Origin of the sequence: Bacillus sp. FSL W8-0770 (assembly GCF_038008705.1) — a bacterium.
GTDB classification, from domain to species: Bacteria; Bacillota; Bacilli; order Bacillales; family Bacillaceae_G; genus Bacillus_A; species Bacillus_A cereus.
Genome location: NZ_JBBOZR010000001.1, coordinates 2,432,615 through 2,448,297, shown reverse-complemented (window position 1 = coordinate 2,448,297; position 15,683 = coordinate 2,432,615). Strand labels below are relative to the sequence as shown.

The window sequence follows — 15,683 nt, the reverse complement described above, 5'->3', positions numbered from 1 at the left end:
AACATGCAAATCGGATCAAATATTCATACATTATCTCAACCTACTAAAATAACTTCATCTACTCTTGAGCATAATACTATCTCTTCTACTAAACTTGAAAGTAAGAAAATAAATGATCCTATCAAGTTTGATATTCGTTCATCTGAAAAAGAAATGAAACAGCCTGAGCATAAATTTAATGAATTAGATTTATGGAAGATGTTAAAGGATAAAGGTGTTCCTTTATGGATTATACTTGAAATGCTACAAAAGGCTCGTAAAGAAAAAGAAGCCCAAAATAATTCAGTTCAAAATTCAAATGGGATTGAGGAAACAAACGAGACTCGATTAAATGAAGTAATGTAAAGCATAGTAATTGATTTGTCTATAGACTAAAAAGAGTTCGAAGCTGATGAAATTTTTATCAACTCCGAACTCTTTTTTAAGGTTTTTGGCCAATCGTTACAAATTGAAAAGATACTTCTCCTTCCAAACCTTTAATTAACTTTTTTACTTTGACATTTTCATTAACCATTGTATTATCTGTCGACATTTTAGGTCTTTCGTCACCTAGAGATTTTTTCAAATGAAGAAGGTGCATTTTCGTTTCATTTGCCTTTATTTCTTTATAAACACTATTTTTTGCTACGATCATATACCATTCCGTTGAATATTTACGATTGTTACCTATCCAAGCATCACTATCGTATGTAACAGGAATCTCTTCCTCTCCTATTTTAATACTTTTCATAGTCTTATTGTCTTCACTTGTAAATAATAGCGCCCCTTCTTTTGGGAATTTCGGTAACGTATCTATAATATAATTGGAGCCATTATCTTGTTTTCGAAAAAGTTTTTCTTTAATCAATGCTTGTGCTGTAGATTCATTTAAAATTAAGACATTTCCATTTCCAACTTCCCCTTTTTTCACAGAAAACACTTCATTTTCTTCCGTAATTTCCTGATAACGATTAATAATTGGTGAAATATTATTTTCATCTCCAATAATTAATACACCGTTTGCAGGAAATGGATTCTCCTTTTTAGAACATGCACTAAAACTTATTAATAGTAGTATCGTTAACATAAAAATAGTTAAAGTTCTTTTCATCTCGTTTCCTTTCATCATACAGTTCATTTTTCTACATACTTTATTGTAGTCTTACAAGCTAATAAATTCTATTGCTCCATAACCTTATAAAGCTTTTGCAGATAACGCCAACGGGTTATAAAGAAATATAAAACTTGTATACATATAAATGAAATTAAAATAACGATAGAGCTATTTATGATAGAAAAATCGACTAATTGCTGTAATGCTATATAAGCGACTACAGTATGAATCACTGCAACGACAATTGGTAAAAAGAACATTAATAATAACTGTCTCGTTACAACTTTTTTTAACTCACCTTTACTTAATCCCATTTTCGAAATCATTTTATATTGCTGCTGATCGCGATCCAAATCTGTATATAATCGGAAATAAATAAAACTAGCAGCGAATGTAAAAAAGACGATTCCGACTAAAATACTTACCATAAGTAATAAACCATTCTTTTGCTTTGCTTCCAACAAGTTTAATGTTAAAGCTTCAAAGTAGAAATCTCTGTCCCTAAGATCTTTATCGAATATACTCTTTAATTGATTGGAAATCTCTTTCGTTTTTATCCAATCCTCTATAACAAATCCGTAAGTACGATATGGAATTTCTTTATTAACTGGGTCACTAGTAAGAGGCATTCCATCATATACCTGATCTTGAACAGCGATATAAATAGTTCTAGAATCGTGTGGTAAAACTAAATTTTCTACAGCTTTTTTCACATGAAATGTCTTTGTCCAGTCACCTTGAATGACTTCTATATTCTTTTTATACTCGCCATTTTTAAATTCTTGTTTTTGTGATACGACTCCAGGAATTAATAAAATTTCATCTTCTTTTTCAATTGTTTCTTGTTGATAGCCTAGTGCTTTAGCAAGATCGTTGTATTCACTTAACTTCATTACATTTACGCCATTTTCTGTGTATATATATGAAGATGAAGCCATTCGATACGGAATATTAGCATCAGAAAGGTGCTTTTTTATAATAGAAAGATTTTTATTCAATACTTTGTCATTTTCAAGACTTCCATACAAAAATGTATACGGATTTGTCATCCTTACCAAATCCCTATTTCCAATTGCGGCTGTTGTACCAATTGCTGTAAATGCAACTGCTGAAACAATAGATACTATAAAAAACATCGTTGCATTATCTTTCATACGGTAAATCAATTCAGAAAATGTTAATATATTTGTTCTCTTTAAAAAGAAAGAGTCCCTCCTTTTAGCAAGGCGCAATATATACACGCTACACTGTGTATATAAAAAGTACGTTCCTATAATTACTAGGAGCACACCTATTCCAAGCGTAATAAAATTGGTACTTGGTATGAAGCGAAATACTGAAAAATATCCATACCCTATACTAATTAAAGAAAGTAGCGATAATAAAACTGAAGATTTCGGTTCAGGTTTTGGCTTTTCCTCTGCTCGAATAAGTTCCACAAGTTCCGTTACTTTTATCATTTTAAATGTAAATAATGAAACAATTAAAAACAAGAAAAGAAATGTGATAACTGTTAATAATACAGCCCGCACTGGTATATAAAAAGGTAAACCATTATTAATCATTAATACACTTGCACTTATCAATAAGACTAGTTTAGAAAATATGAGTCCAATGAAAATCCCTATACAAATTGAACCAAGTCCAATCAACATATTTTCAATTAATAATAATTTCTTAAGCTGTCTCATTGACATACCTTGCATCATTAAAACGCCAAATTCTTTCTTACGCGTTTTTAAAAACGAACTAACTGAATATAAAATGAAGAAAAATGAAAATACAAAAATCAATCCTTGCGAAACTGAAAATCCCAATGTACCAAATGCACTTATTGTTGCACTTGTCGATTTCAACTCACCTTGTAAATCAGGATGAAATAATAAAAGAGCATACGTAAAGAAAATCATAATAGAAAATGCACTACTTAAAAAATGGGCAGCATATGTACGCTTATTGCGAAAAATATTATTAAATGCGAAGTGACGAAAAGTCATGCCTTTTCCCTCCTAACAAAGAAAGGACATCCATAATCTTTTGATAAAAAGTTTGCCTACTTTCACCACAATAAATTTCGTTATATAGTTGACCATCTTTAATAAAGATTACTCGGCTGCAAAAACTCGCTGCATACGGATCATGTGTAACTAACATCATCGTTGCTTTTTCTTCTTTATTTAGAGTATCCAGCATCTCCATTACATCATTTGAAGATTTAGAGTCCAAGTTCCCTGTTGGTTCATCTGCAAGTAATAATTGCGGCTTATGAACGATCGCACGAGCGATTGCTGTTCTTTGAGCTTGTCCCCCTGATATTTCAAACGTTCTTTTATTCAATATATCTGTAATATTTAACTTCTCTGCAATCTCTTCCAATCGCTTGTTCATTTCTTGCACGGAAACACCATCTAAAGTCATCGGCAATACGATGTTTTCTTTTACAGTAAGTGTGCTAAGAAGATTAAATGATTGAAAAACAAATCCTAATTGTTTTCTGCGGAATAACGCTAATTCTTCTGATGATAATTGAAAAGGATTTGTGCCATTAATAAATATTTCTCCCGATGATGGAGAATCAATAGTAGATACCATATTCAATAACGTTGTTTTTCCGCTACCTGATGGACCCATAATTCCTACAAATTCACCTTCTTGAATTGATAAATCAATATCTACTAATGCTTTATAAGGTACTTTCCCTTTATATACTTTACTAATACTTTTTGCATGTAAAATTTCCATGTATATTCTCCCTTCATTTCCACTGCTCACTATAAAGTGTAAATGAATTGTCTTACAGCTCATATTGATTCATCTTTCATTTACCTTACACGCTTGTAAGATTTCTAAAAAAACTGACAACATAATTATTTCAAACTAAAATTAACGCATAACTATCTTATAATAATTGTATAGTAGTAGGAAATATAATGTATAATAAATCTTTATTATATAAATGAGAAAAGACCGATTGCTATCGGTCTTTTACTACCAAACGTTATATTTTTATCCACTCAGATTTTCTCAATATATAATGATTATATATTTGATTTTCTATCCTCTGTTGGCTCTTATAAATAAACCCGCATTTTTCAATAACTTTATTTGATGCTACATTGTTAATTAAAGCAATTGCGTTAAGGACATTTAAATTTGTTTCTTTAAACAAATAGTCAATTAAACCTTTAGTCGCTTTTGTAGCATAGCCATGATTTTGATATTCATTTGAGATAGCATACATTATCTCTCTGTTTGGTGAAGGGAGTTCTTCTTTCATACCTGTGCAGCACCATCCAATGAGTTCATTTGTAGCTTTCTTAAATATTCCTAGCTTTAACATATGATTATCTATGTTATTCGTAGTTTTCACTGCATCAAGAAATACTTTGTTTGCTGGTATTTCATAATCTGCAATCCAATCCACCCTTTGTTCTTTCGTTGATTTCCAGTCTGGTAAAAATTTTGCTATTTCCGGTTGATTTGCTATTTGATAAATACTCTCTGCATCTTTGACCGTAAACTCTTGCAAGTATATATCTCCACAATCTATTTTAAATAACTTAGTGAATCTCTCTTCTCCCATGTTAATCCCCCTTACTTACGTTATAGCTCTTTAATCTGCTTCGTAAGTTCCATAAACCGTTCATCCAGTGCTTTATATTCTTTGTCTTTAGAAGTTAAAAAGCTTAATTTCCCTAAAACTTCTTGTCTCTCTGTTTCTAACGTTAAACGTAGCTCTTCAATATCATCTCTTGTTTTAGTAGGTTCTTCTAGCTGCTTTTGTATCGTATTGTTTGAAAACACGAGTTTTGTGTTAGTTGTTTTCTCCAGAAAATATCGATCGTGAGATACAATTACTAATGTTCCGTTATACTCAGCTAATGTATTTTCAAGTTGTTCACGTGAAGGTAGATCCAAGTGATTCGTCGGTTCGTCTAAAATGAGTACATCTTTTTCATCTAAAATATAAGCCATTAGCTTACACTTTACTCTTTCTCCCATACTCATATGCTCAATCGGCTCTTTCCATTGAGACGCTTGGAATCCTAAATGTTTCATTAAATTTTGGACTTTTCCTCTTTCTTCAAACGTCTCTTTAAAAAATAAATTTTCTGGTGTTTTATCAAGCGGTAAATCAAAAACTTCTTGTGTTAAATAGCCGATGTTTGCTGAAGGTGAAATCCATATTTCTCCTTCAGCAGTTTCCGTTCCCATAATCATCTTCAGTAATGTTGTTTTCCCACTACCGTTTGGTCCAACAATCGCAACTTTCTCACCGTGCTGAATTGTAAAATTAACGTTTTCAAATAATACTTTCCCATGAAAGTCTTTTTTTAATTGCTTCACTTCTAAAAAACGTTTTCCTACTTTTTTGTTCGCTTGAATAGAAAACTCAACTGAATACTCTTCTTTCACACGTTCTACTTTCGTTTTCTCCAGCTCTTTTTCGAGTCGTTTTCGTTTTGACTTCACTTGTGCATCCATTCGCTTCGCTTTTACACGATAGAATTCTTTCACACCTTCTTGTTTTGTAGACTGCGCGTGTGCCTTTTGTGACCATGAACTCAATTCTTTTATATGTGTTTCTACTTGTTCTATCTTTTTTTGCTGCTTTTCATATTCACGCTGTTGTGACTTTCTTTTTTGCTCACGTGCTTTCATGTAGCTCGTATAATTACCACTATGCTCAATTAATTTTTTGTCCTCAATTGACCATATTTTTGTTGCGACAACATCTAAAAAATATCGATCATGTGATACAACGATAACTGTACCTTTCATGTTTTTTATTTGTTTAATGAGAAATCCCGTACTGATCTCATCTAAATGATTTGTCGGTTCGTCTAATATTAAGACATTAGGATTTTCAGCAAATCCTTTTGCTAATCGAATTTTCAGCTTTTCACCACCACTTAAAGTATGAAAATCGTTCGTTGGCACGCCCCATTTCGCAAGAAGTTCTGCTTCTTTTGCAATTACATCATTATTAATAAAAGATTCTATTTCTTGCTCAACATATGCGGTTGTCATATTCATTTGCTGCCATTCAACAATCCCTTTTGAAGGCTCAATCTTTCCATTTATTAATTGAAGTAACGTTGATTTACCAGCACCGTTTTTACCAATTAATCCGATAACATCCCCTTGTTTTACTGTCACATTCATTTTCTCTAACAACATATTTTCTTTTATTTCAACATAAACATCATTTAATTTTAATAGTTCTTTCATAATACCGATCCCTTTCATTAAGGGAGAATAAAAAAATCCTCCCAAATAAATTTGGCAGGATTAGTCGTTAAAATATTTACACCCAAATAAGCTATTACGTAACATAAATAGCAATACCGTTCTATGGAAATTGGGCAGACTAATCCTATTTTTTAGAAATTGAAATTTATTGAATTTCAACATTTAAAAATAAGATTAGTTAATCATCGTCCACCCATCATTCCTTTCCGTCATTAGTAACCATATTGTACCATGATAATACTGTATGCGTAAATATTATTATTTGTACTACAAAAACAATTATTTTTCATTTCTACAATTTCATGTGCTCATATCTTTAATTTTTACTAATTTGTGTCGTTTATTCATATGAAAACTTTAAAAAAATACAAAACAAGGCTAAAAAACTTATCTCCAAGTTCTTTAGCCTTGATCAATTTTTACACATTAAAAAATATTACTCGTACTGCCGTACCTTTATCAACTTCTGAATGAATCTCTACACTATGACCTAATTGTTTTGTAATTTCATATACAAGATATAGCCCCATTCCAGTTGATTCTTTAAAATCTCTACCATTTTCTCCTGTAAAGAAAGGTTTAAACACTCTTGGTAAATCTTGCTTCGGTATTCCTACACCATTATCGGCAATTTCAAGTATAACATTATTACCTTCCTTACAAGCTTTCACTTTAATCTTCTCTCTACTACCAGATGAATATTTAATCGCATTCGATAGTATTTGTCCAATTAAAAATTGTAACCATTTCGCATCACTTTCTACTGTAATGTCCTTATCAATTTCAAGCTCTGGATATACAAAATTCCGGATAAAGAACCGTTTATGCTCATGTACCGAATCATTCACTATTTTATGTAGTTGTACTCTTTCTACATAAAAATCTTGTGTAAATGCTTCTAAACGTGCGACATACAGAGCCATTTCTAATCCTTTTTTTAATCGATCAGTTTCCTCATTTATACTTTCAAAACGTGAATCTACTTCATCCTGTGTAATTAATTCTATTACAGATAAAGGTGTTTTCATTTGATGAATCCACTGATTCATAAAGGTTAAATGGTCATTATTTTTTCTCTCTTGCATTTGCAGCTGATTTTGATAATGTCGATATTGCACCTCAAGTAGTTCTTGAAGAGCAGCCGATACATCTGCAAAATCAGATTTTTGAACAGATTCATCCAAAGATTGCATCGGGTTTGCTAAGCGCTCATAAAAAGAACGATGTGTAAAATAACGAAACACTAAATAACTTCCCATAAAGAAAATACCTAGAAACATTGCATATAACGCCGTTGTAATATGATTATGCCCATCAAACCAATATACGAGAAATATAGCTAGTAGTTGAATTATAGTAAAGCAAATAAGTGGTATATGATCACGTATAAACAACCTTATCATTTTTCTATACCAGTATCCCAAGTAAAATGCAATCTATATCCAACACTACGAATCGTTTCAATTGCACCTTCTATATGTAACGTTTGTAACTTTTTACGCACACGTGTTGTATTTACACTTAATGTATTATCATCAACATAAGATTCACTATCCCATAATTTATTAAGTAACACTTCTCTACTCACAACACGCGGATAATTTTTCATTAATGTCTCTAATAAAATAGCTTCGTTTCTCGTTATATCAATCTCTTCGTTTCTAAGTTTCAATACAAGTCTTTCAGGATATAAACAAAGGCCTTGTTGCTCAATCATTCGCTCTTCTAGTTTCGGTGCATAATCTCCATATGCACGTCTTAAATGACTACGAATTTTCGCCACTACAACTTCATAATGAAAAGGCTTCGGAATAAAATCATCGCCACCATTTTCTAACGCCATAACTTGATCCATCGTGCCTTCACGAGCCGAAATGAATAGTATCGGACATGTAGAAACACCGCGAATTTGACGACACCAAAAGTACCCATCAAAACTCGGTAAATTAATATCTAATAAAACTAACTCTGGTTGTTCATCTAAAAAAATGTCTAATACATTTTGAAAGTCCGATACAATAACTCCTTGATAACCATATTTCGCAACATGTTTTGATAATAGTTCTGCAATTTTCATATCGTCTTCTACAATCATAATTTTGACCATTATTGAACTCCTTTTTAATCCACAATCTCAAATATACTTATATAAAATAAATACTACCTCTTTTCACAAAATCCGTAAATTAAAAAAGGATGCTTTTATACAAAAGTATCCTTTTTCGCCCCTTATCTATTTAATATGAAATTTACTAAAAGTAAATCCTAGTTTCTCCACATAATCCATCCCTAATTCCATACGCGCCGTTTTCAACGGATCCACAACTTGGCAAACTTTTAAATTACCTGCTGCCGATAATAAAAGAGTTGCATCAGCTTTAGACATTGCTAATTCTTCATGTAAAAATGTCACCATATTATGTACAGCACGACTTGCTGCATCATCTAACAATTTCTCTGAAGCAATCGTCATCATTTTTTCTTTTTGAATAGCCATTGGTAACGGCCATTTTTTCCCTTTTATAATTTGAACTGTTACAGTTACCTCACCAGCAACCTCTACACCACTAACACCAATTTCACCATCACCCATTGCTGCGTGTAAATCACCTAACGCTAATAGTGCTCCTGGGACATTAACTGGTAGTAGTAATGTTGTTCCTTCTTTAATTTCTTTACAGTCCATATTCCCGCCGTGATCATGCGGTGTGCCACATGAAATGCTCTCTTCTTTCGGTGCAGTACCAATTACCCCAATCATTGGATTAATCGGGATTTGTAGTTCACTTGAAAACAAAACATGTTCATTATGTATTGGGACAATTTTCACTGTATTTTCATTTAACTCATTCCCTATTACACCAAGGTTTGCACCTGTAGTTAAAACGCCCTGCTCTGCAATTTTAATCTTTTCAATCGTTACGGCTAATATATCGCCAGGTTCTGCTCCTTTAACATATACAGGTCCAGTCGCTGGATTAATTCGGTTCCAATCTAATTCTTGAAACACAACATCTTCAGAATCGATTTAATTTTCAAAGCAATCATATGTTTCAAATACAAGACTGCTCCCAATTTCCACTTCCATACAAGGCTTATTTTCTGGTGACATTGAGTAAATGATATGGTCTTTATGAATTCGATACATAATACCTCTCCCTTTTATATTTATCTACTATTACTAATTAGCTCTTTTTATACAAGCTCCTCTTAAAATTAAATGTTATTTTTATGTAAAAAAGCACGCAGATTGTTTTATAACATACACTCTTTACTATAACAGAAAGGTGGTATCACTATGCCCCTTATTCCATACAACGAAAGTGATGTTGATTTACTAGCTCGTTTAATTCGTGCTGAAGCTGAAGGTGAAGGTCGCCAAGGTGAGGAGTTAGTTGGATGCGTTGTAGTAAACCGTGTATTTTGTGATTGCTTAGATTTTAAACAACTCCGTACCGTACGCGACGCTGTATATCAAAGCCCCGGCGGATTTGAAGCAGTACAATATGGATATTTTTATCAACGCGCTCGTGAATCAGAAAAAGAAATTGCACGAAAAGTTTTACAAGGTGAATGGCGCTGGCCTGCACGATGGGCTCTTTGGTATTTCCGTCCAGTTGGAGCTTGTCCACCTGAATGGTATAATCAGCCATTTGTAGGACAGTTTAAAAGCCATTGTTTTTATGAACCAAGTGGTGATGAATGTCCAAAAATGTATTCACGCTAGCAAAATTTGAAACGCAAGTACTTAGATGTCTAAGTACTTGCGTTTCTTTTAGCTTTATTTTAGAAATCTAGTAATGAGATGAATTTTTCGATGCCCACCACATGTATTAATAACGATATACGTGGGCCACTAGACTGATTCATAATGAGCTTATAAATAATAATAAATAATTGTTTTTGATTTTCTTTCATTATTTTTTTATTGTCATGATGGCAAATCGAATACAATTGCTCCATTAAGTTAGAGTAATCTTTGTTAGAACGAAGTATATTGCAAACTTTTACTAACCATTCTTTCTGTCTTTCATCTAATGTGTTGTAAAACTCTGTATTTCTCTCTCGATTTACCGCAATTAATTTTTCAGATTGAAAGTTTTTTATCCAATACTCTGCGCGGTTACATATCGCTATCATAGCATCTAATGTATAACTTCTATCTATTTTTTCTAATGTATCTTGTAAAATAGATGAATCAAAATTTAATAGCGGTAACGTTCCTGCTACTTGATTAAATCTCGGATATTCTTTAAACTGCCTATCAACTTTAGAGAGTTTAATTGCATCAAATAAATCTTCATTTTTGAGCGTTTTATTTTCATAGCTATCTTTCAATCGTTCATACTCTGTATAATTACGAATCACATCTTCATCCAACCCAATATGAAAAGCAGCGCCTGGTTTGTATTTGGCAAACATAAAGAGAATTACTTCTGGTATATACACTTTCAATAAATCGCTTGGTGTAATGCTATTCCCTGAAGAACTAGACATTTTTTCATGATTCCCTTTAATACCAATGAAATCGTAAGCAACGTAATGAGGCGCTTCACGATTGAATATTTTCCTTGCAATTTCTTTTGATACATTATAACTACCCGTTTCTGATGAATGATCTCTTCCACCCGGTTCAAAAATAACATCCTCTATCATCCATCTCATCGGCCAATCGATTTTCCAGTTTAGTTTCATTTTATTTGTATTTAATACGGATAATTCTTTTTCATTTCCGCATTCACATTCATACCGGACTGTTTTTAATACTTCATCAAAATGTGTAATAGTTGTTGTATCTTTTCCACACCTCTCACAATATAATGTAGCTGGATAAAAATTGTTTCGCTCTTCTTCACTACACTCTCCAGTTTTAAAATCCATTAAAATATCATATATTTCTTTTCGTTTATACAAAGCCTCTAAAATATTTTTGTTATACCTTCCACTTCTATATTCATCATGTTGATAAATAAATTCTACTTCAATTCCAAATGCTTGAAGCGATGTTTCAAACTCTTTTTCAAAATGCTCCGCATACGAGTTATGACATCCAGACGGATCTGGAATATCACAGTATGGCATACCAATATACTTTGCAAAAGATGGATCAATATTTTTTGGAACTTTTCTAAATCGATCATAATCATCCCACGAAAATATAAAACGAGTCTTTTTCCCTAAACCTTGAAGTGCTCTTACTACGAAATAAGTCGTTACGATTTCACGAAAGTTCCCAATATGAACAGAACCTGAAGGACTAATTCCAGATGCACAAACAAACGTTTCTTTATTTGGATGTTTCCTAATTAATTCATGTGCTACTTCATACGCCCAATGCATTTATTGCTCACCTCAATTATTTTTTGTTTTCGTATTCTCAGTTTTATGCAATAAAAAAACTCCCACCCCCAAGATTATTCATCTTGAGGACGAGAGTTGTTAGCTTCGCGGTACCACCTCAGTTTGTTAATATGTCACCATATTAACCTCTTCAGGTACGGCAAAATATGCTTATACCCTATCTCTATAACGGGAGAACCCGTCGCACCATCCCTAAATAAATTAGTTCCTTGCGCAGCTCCAAGTCTTTTTTCGTTAAGATGTATACCGCTCTTTCTCAGCTACCAGAGCTCTCTGTACGTATTCTTTCTTAACTACTCTTCTCTTCCATGCCATTTTAAATATTAGTTTTTTAATATGATAATTTATAACAATTTTATTGTCAAACTTTTCCGAATCAAAAACATATAATTACCTAAAAAAATTCTTTATCGCTTCTAATTGAATTTTATGACTACACTCATCACAACAATATGCCCCGTTTGGTTTTTCTTTAAATCGCTTATATTTTTCACTGCCTTCGTAAACACGAAATATATTCTTACAAGAAAAGCAAACAATCTCATAAAACATCATATGCATTTTCCTCTCCTTGTTTATACACTTTTTTAATCACTTGTGAGAAGGTCATTTTTCTACAGAATAAATTTTAATATCCTTTGACTAAAAGGTTTACCTCTATTCTTATCGAATTATATTAATATCTTATAACGCGAGGTGAACATCTTGTTCAGTAATATAGAATTAGTTTTAGATGCTAAAGCAAGTTTAGCTGAAGGACCATGTTGGAATGAAAAAAAGCAACTTTTATATTGGGTTGATATTATGGAGAGAAAATTATGCATCTACAATCCTACCGCTAATACGAACCGAGTAATTGCACTCAATCAACAAATTGGCTGTGTTGTTCCATATTTAGAGGATGTACTACTCTTAGCTATGGAAAAAGGCTTTTATTCTATTAATGTAAATACCGAAAAACTGACACATATTTTTGACCCTGAACCACATTTAATAGAAAATCGTTTCAATGATGGAAAATGTGATCCAGCTGGTCGTTTCTGGGCAGGTTCTACAGATACATACGGTATGAATGCTGCAGGTTCCTTGTATTGTTTACATCATAATTTAAGTGTAGAGAAAAAAGTTTCACATGTAAATACATCAAATGGAATTGCTTGGTCACCTGATCATACATACTTTTACTTTATAGATACACCTACTAAAAAAGTGGTTCGCTATCAATATAATATACGTACTGGAGACATTCATAATCCAATTGATGTAATCATTTTCTCTGAAAATGATGGTCTACCTGATGGTATGACAATTGACGAAGAAGGTTGTTTATGGATTGCACATTGGGGAGGTTCAAAAATAACTAGATGGCATCCCTCTACTGGAGAACAAATATTAAGCATTCCAATTCCTGCGTTATATGTTACATCATGTACATTTGGTGGGCCTAATTTAAAAGATTTATATGTTACAACAGCCAGAACAAGAATGACAGATGACGAATTAAAAGAGTATCCACATGCTGGTGGTATTTTTCGAATTCAAACAAATATAAAAGGTTGTCCTACATATGAATTTTGCAATAAAAATATTGGGGCTGAAACAATATGAACCGTATCGATTACATAAGACAAGAAGAAAAGAAATATCACGACCTTTGCTATGAACAATATAAACTATTTGAAATTGGCTCTTGGCTGTACAAACCGGTTAAAACAGTTATGGACTTGATGGATCACTTTGAAGGACAAAACAACTTGCAAGTACTTGATCTTGGCTCTGGCGTCGGTAGAAATAGCATTCCAATTGCACAAAAATTAAGAAATACTAGCGGCACTGTTACATGTGTTGATTTACTTAATTCCGCTTTAACAAAGCTACAAACTTATAGTAAAGAACATGATGTATTCGAGGTTATAAAAACAGAACAAGCAGCAATTGAAAACTATCATATTGACTCTAACGCTTATGATTATATCGTTGCAGTATCAAGTTTAGAGCATGTTAAATCAAAAGAAGATTTTAAAAAAGTGCTCCATTCTATGAAACAAGGGACAAAAAACGGCGGTATTAATTGTTTGATTATTAACTCTAACATACAAGAAATTGATTTAAAAACGAATGAAGAATTAGAAGCTTTAATTGAAATTAATCTCCCAACTGATGAAATGATACATCTATTAAAAAGTATTTATAAAGGATGGAAAGAAGTAAAAGTTGAAATAAAAGAATTAGCTTATAATATAGTTCGTAATGAAAGACACATTCAATTAAAAACAAATGCTATAACGTTTGTAGTTCAGAAATAATCGTATAATAAAGATATGGTTATTTCTCTCAGATTTATTTTTATTGCACGAAATTTGCAAGTATAAATATTTATGAAACAAAAAAATAAAAGAGCACTTGTTTCCGCAAGTGCTCTTTTGGGGATTTTGAGATACCCTATTAACGAAAGTTAAGGTTACTTAAAGTTAAAAGGTATTTATATTATATGCTTGTCCTTTTTATTTGTGCATAATCAATATATAAACATCTTTAATCATTCTTAATAACTTTTAGTTATCGTTCTTTCTTACATTTTATCATTAAGAAATTGATTGAAGGTTTATTTACTATGTTCTTATTTGGTTCATCAATTTCCGAAACTTGTACTAATCCATATTGATTAAAATCTTTTTTTATAGATTCAGAATCATAGAAGAACATTTTTACACCTTCCATTATCTCATAATAATCTTTATCCAACTGTTTTCCTTTTCCGTACATGGGAGCTTTTTTAGAAACAGTTGTAAAAACCATATATCCTCCTGGTTTTAACTGATTATAACAATCTTCAATAAATTTCTCTCTTTCCTGTCCATTCAACAAATGAAGAAGTGCATGACTAAATATCCCATCATACAGTTTATTATCAAAAGGCATTTCGTTTACTGAACCGTGATACATACTAACATCTTCTAGTCCGTTTTCTCTTGCTAAATCGATCGCTGTTTTCGAAATTTCAATGCCTGTTACATTTATACTATTTTTGATAAATACCTTTGCGTTTCTACCATATCCAATACCGGGAACTAATATGTCCTTAATGTTCTTTTCTAGAAAAAAATCTTTTGTCAAAATTGCAGATTCTGTAGGTTCAAATCCCCACATTGTTTGTTTCTCAATAAAACTTGATTCCCAAAATTCCATTTTATTTTTATCTCCTTATTCTTATCTCATGTTTAATATCACATGAAAGACCTATTCATTTTAACGCTGCTTTTTTCACCACAGTCACTATAGCTCCATTGAATATAGCATATTAATAAGCCTATATCTAATTTAAAGATTGGCTGAATATCTATTCTAAATATTAACTTTTACATTTAGAAAAAATAAAAAATGCCAATAATTCAATTGTATATTGGCATTTCACATAAGAAATTATCTTTTTATTTTGTGCTGATCTAATGTTTTTTCTAACATTTCTAAAGTTATCGGTTGAGCTTTCTCTATTAATTGATAACCAATACGTCCATTCGGCTCAGCTGTAACTTGCTGCAAAATCTTTAAATCATGTATTCCTTTTTCTCTTAATTGCATATAAAGTTGTTGTTCAGACATTTTTGCCTTCATCAAGTTCGCTTTAATAATCTCTCCATTTTCAACAATTACAAAGCTACTGCCATTTAGGAATTGTTCCGCCTCCCTTGATTTCAGTTCAAAGAAATGAATGATAAGAAGTACGCTTGCAAATATTACAGCTGCAAATATAGATGGGACTACATTCCTACTTAATACAGGCTCTACAATAATACGCGCAATTGATACTACTATGATGATTTCAGCTCTTGTCATTTGGCTAACAGATTTACTACCTGTCATTTTTAATGCAAGAATCCCAGTGAGAATTAAAATAATGCTTTCAACAATAATATGCATAATAGCCCAATCCTTTAATGGTAAATGTTATTAGCATTCTAGATGCACTTTAAAC

The 15,683-nt window shown here is 32.0% G+C and carries 16 protein-coding genes and 1 other annotated feature; of the genes, 4 read left to right on the top strand and 12 right to left on the bottom strand.

Annotation, left to right across the window (positions count from 1 at the left end; genetic code table 11):
• The first annotated feature begins 3 nt into the window (after positions 1-3).
• Entirely contained in the window at positions 4-345 is a 342-nt protein-coding gene (locus tag NST27_RS12520) for a DUF3914 domain-containing protein (RefSeq protein WP_001165523.1), read from the top strand.
• A 76-nt stretch (positions 346-421) separates the two neighbouring features.
• Here NST27_RS12520 and NST27_RS12515 read toward each other — a convergent pair whose 3' ends face one another.
• The 8 genes from NST27_RS12515 to NST27_RS12480 all read right to left on the bottom strand — a co-directional run bounded on the left by NST27_RS12515 (position 422) and on the right by NST27_RS12480 (position 9,374).
• On the bottom strand, positions 422-1,108 hold the full coding sequence (locus NST27_RS12515) for a lipoprotein BA_5634 family protein (protein WP_000975420.1): 687 nt from the start codon (positions 1,106-1,108) through the stop codon (positions 422-424).
• Positions 1,109-1,158: 50 nt separating this feature from the next.
• On the bottom strand, positions 1,159-3,090 hold the full coding sequence (locus NST27_RS12510; protein WP_047386165.1) for an ABC transporter permease: 1,932 nt from the start codon (positions 3,088-3,090) through the stop codon (positions 1,159-1,161).
• Positions 3,065-3,835 carry an ABC transporter ATP-binding protein gene (locus tag NST27_RS12505; RefSeq protein ID WP_000404275.1) on the bottom strand — a complete coding sequence of 257 codons (771 nt, stop codon included), beginning with the start codon at positions 3,833-3,835 and terminating at the stop codon, positions 3,065-3,067. Before NST27_RS12505 ends, NST27_RS12510 begins: the two co-directional genes overlap by 26 nt.
• Before the next feature lie 256 nt (positions 3,836-4,091).
• Positions 4,092-4,676: a GNAT family N-acetyltransferase gene (locus tag NST27_RS12500; RefSeq protein WP_000503531.1), complete on the bottom strand. Its 585-nt coding sequence runs from the start codon at positions 4,674-4,676 to the stop codon at positions 4,092-4,094.
• Between the two features lie 20 nt (positions 4,677-4,696).
• Positions 4,697-6,325: a ribosomal protection-like ABC-F family protein gene (abc-f, locus tag NST27_RS12495; protein ID WP_002098365.1), complete on the bottom strand. Its 1,629-nt coding sequence runs from the start codon at positions 6,323-6,325 to the stop codon at positions 4,697-4,699.
• A 440-nt stretch (positions 6,326-6,765) separates the two neighbouring features.
• Entirely contained in the window at positions 6,766-7,749 is a 984-nt protein-coding gene (locus NST27_RS12490; protein WP_047386163.1) for a sensor histidine kinase, read from the bottom strand.
• A complete protein-coding gene (locus NST27_RS12485; protein ID WP_000238968.1) occupies positions 7,746-8,453 on the bottom strand; it encodes a response regulator transcription factor in 708 nt (235 codons plus the stop codon). The genes NST27_RS12490 and NST27_RS12485 overlap by 4 nt, the downstream gene beginning before the upstream one ends.
• Before the next feature lie 126 nt (positions 8,454-8,579).
• Positions 8,580-9,374: an acetamidase/formamidase family protein gene (locus tag NST27_RS12480; RefSeq protein WP_233276707.1), complete on the bottom strand. Its 795-nt coding sequence runs from the start codon at positions 9,372-9,374 to the stop codon at positions 8,580-8,582.
• A 270-nt stretch (positions 9,375-9,644) separates the two neighbouring features.
• Between NST27_RS12480 and NST27_RS12475 the strand changes: the two genes are divergently transcribed.
• Positions 9,645-10,073, top strand: a complete 429-nt coding sequence (locus NST27_RS12475; protein WP_001128398.1) for a cell wall hydrolase — start codon at positions 9,645-9,647, stop codon at positions 10,071-10,073.
• A 59-nt stretch (positions 10,074-10,132) separates the two neighbouring features.
• On the opposite strand, the gene lysS is transcribed toward NST27_RS12475, so the two are convergent.
• Both lysS and NST27_RS12465 read right to left on the bottom strand, forming a co-directional pair.
• Entirely contained in the window at positions 10,133-11,686 is a 1,554-nt protein-coding gene (gene lysS, locus NST27_RS12470) for a lysine--tRNA ligase (RefSeq protein WP_047386161.1), read from the bottom strand.
• 82 nt (positions 11,687-11,768) lie between these two features.
• Positions 11,769-12,025: a binding site (T-box leader), on the bottom strand.
• A 72-nt stretch (positions 12,026-12,097) separates the two neighbouring features.
• Positions 12,098-12,268 carry a DUF2197 domain-containing protein gene (locus tag NST27_RS12465; protein WP_000551047.1) on the bottom strand — a complete coding sequence of 57 codons (171 nt, stop codon included), beginning with the start codon at positions 12,266-12,268 and terminating at the stop codon, positions 12,098-12,100.
• 144 nt (positions 12,269-12,412) lie between these two features.
• Here NST27_RS12465 and NST27_RS12460 point away from each other — a divergent pair, with 144 nt between their 5' ends.
• Together NST27_RS12460 and NST27_RS12455 are read left to right on the top strand one after the other, a co-directional pair.
• A complete protein-coding gene (locus NST27_RS12460) occupies positions 12,413-13,315 on the top strand; it encodes an SMP-30/gluconolactonase/LRE family protein (protein ID WP_000492421.1) in 903 nt (300 codons plus the stop codon).
• On the top strand, positions 13,312-14,013 hold the full coding sequence (locus NST27_RS12455) for a class I SAM-dependent methyltransferase (protein ID WP_001079460.1): 702 nt from the start codon (positions 13,312-13,314) through the stop codon (positions 14,011-14,013). Before NST27_RS12460 ends, NST27_RS12455 begins: the two co-directional genes overlap by 4 nt.
• A gap of 253 nt (positions 14,014-14,266) precedes the next feature.
• Here the strand turns inward: NST27_RS12455 and NST27_RS12450 are convergent, their stop codons facing one another.
• Positions 14,267-14,896, bottom strand: coding sequence for a class I SAM-dependent methyltransferase (locus NST27_RS12450; protein WP_000397592.1), 630 nt, complete (start codon positions 14,894-14,896; stop codon positions 14,267-14,269).
• 234 nt (positions 14,897-15,130) lie between these two features.
• Entirely contained in the window at positions 15,131-15,628 is a 498-nt protein-coding gene (locus NST27_RS12445; protein ID WP_000547584.1) for a DUF421 domain-containing protein, read from the bottom strand.
• Positions 15,629-15,683: the final 55 nt, after the last annotated feature.

Excerpts from the sequence above, each read along its gene's own strand:
- NST27_RS12520 (WP_001165523.1), top strand. The coding sequence starts at position 4 with ATGCAAATCGGATCAAATATTCATACATTATCTCAACCTACTAAAATA.
- NST27_RS12515 (WP_000975420.1), bottom strand. The coding sequence starts at position 1,108 with ATGATGAAAGGAAACGAGATGAAAAGAACTTTAACTATTTTTATGTTA.
- NST27_RS12510 (WP_047386165.1), bottom strand. The coding sequence starts at position 3,090 with ATGACTTTTCGTCACTTCGCATTTAATAATATTTTTCGCAATAAGCGT.
- NST27_RS12505 (WP_000404275.1), bottom strand. The coding sequence starts at position 3,835 with ATGGAAATTTTACATGCAAAAAGTATTAGTAAAGTATATAAAGGGAAA.
- NST27_RS12500 (WP_000503531.1), bottom strand. The coding sequence starts at position 4,676 with ATGGGAGAAGAGAGATTCACTAAGTTATTTAAAATAGATTGTGGAGAT.
- abc-f (WP_002098365.1), bottom strand. The coding sequence starts at position 6,325 with ATGAAAGAACTATTAAAATTAAATGATGTTTATGTTGAAATAAAAGAA.
- NST27_RS12490 (WP_047386163.1), bottom strand. The coding sequence starts at position 7,749 with ATGATAAGGTTGTTTATACGTGATCATATACCACTTATTTGCTTTACT.
- NST27_RS12485 (WP_000238968.1), bottom strand. The coding sequence starts at position 8,453 with ATGGTCAAAATTATGATTGTAGAAGACGATATGAAAATTGCAGAACTA.
- NST27_RS12475 (WP_001128398.1), top strand. The coding sequence starts at position 9,645 with ATGCCCCTTATTCCATACAACGAAAGTGATGTTGATTTACTAGCTCGT.
- lysS (WP_047386161.1), bottom strand. The coding sequence starts at position 11,686 with ATGCATTGGGCGTATGAAGTAGCACATGAATTAATTAGGAAACATCCA.
- NST27_RS12465 (WP_000551047.1), bottom strand. The coding sequence starts at position 12,268 with ATGCATATGATGTTTTATGAGATTGTTTGCTTTTCTTGTAAGAATATA.
- NST27_RS12455 (WP_001079460.1), top strand. The coding sequence starts at position 13,312 with ATGAACCGTATCGATTACATAAGACAAGAAGAAAAGAAATATCACGAC.
- NST27_RS12450 (WP_000397592.1), bottom strand. The coding sequence starts at position 14,896 with ATGGAATTTTGGGAATCAAGTTTTATTGAGAAACAAACAATGTGGGGA.
- NST27_RS12445 (WP_000547584.1), bottom strand. The coding sequence starts at position 15,628 with ATGCATATTATTGTTGAAAGCATTATTTTAATTCTCACTGGGATTCTT.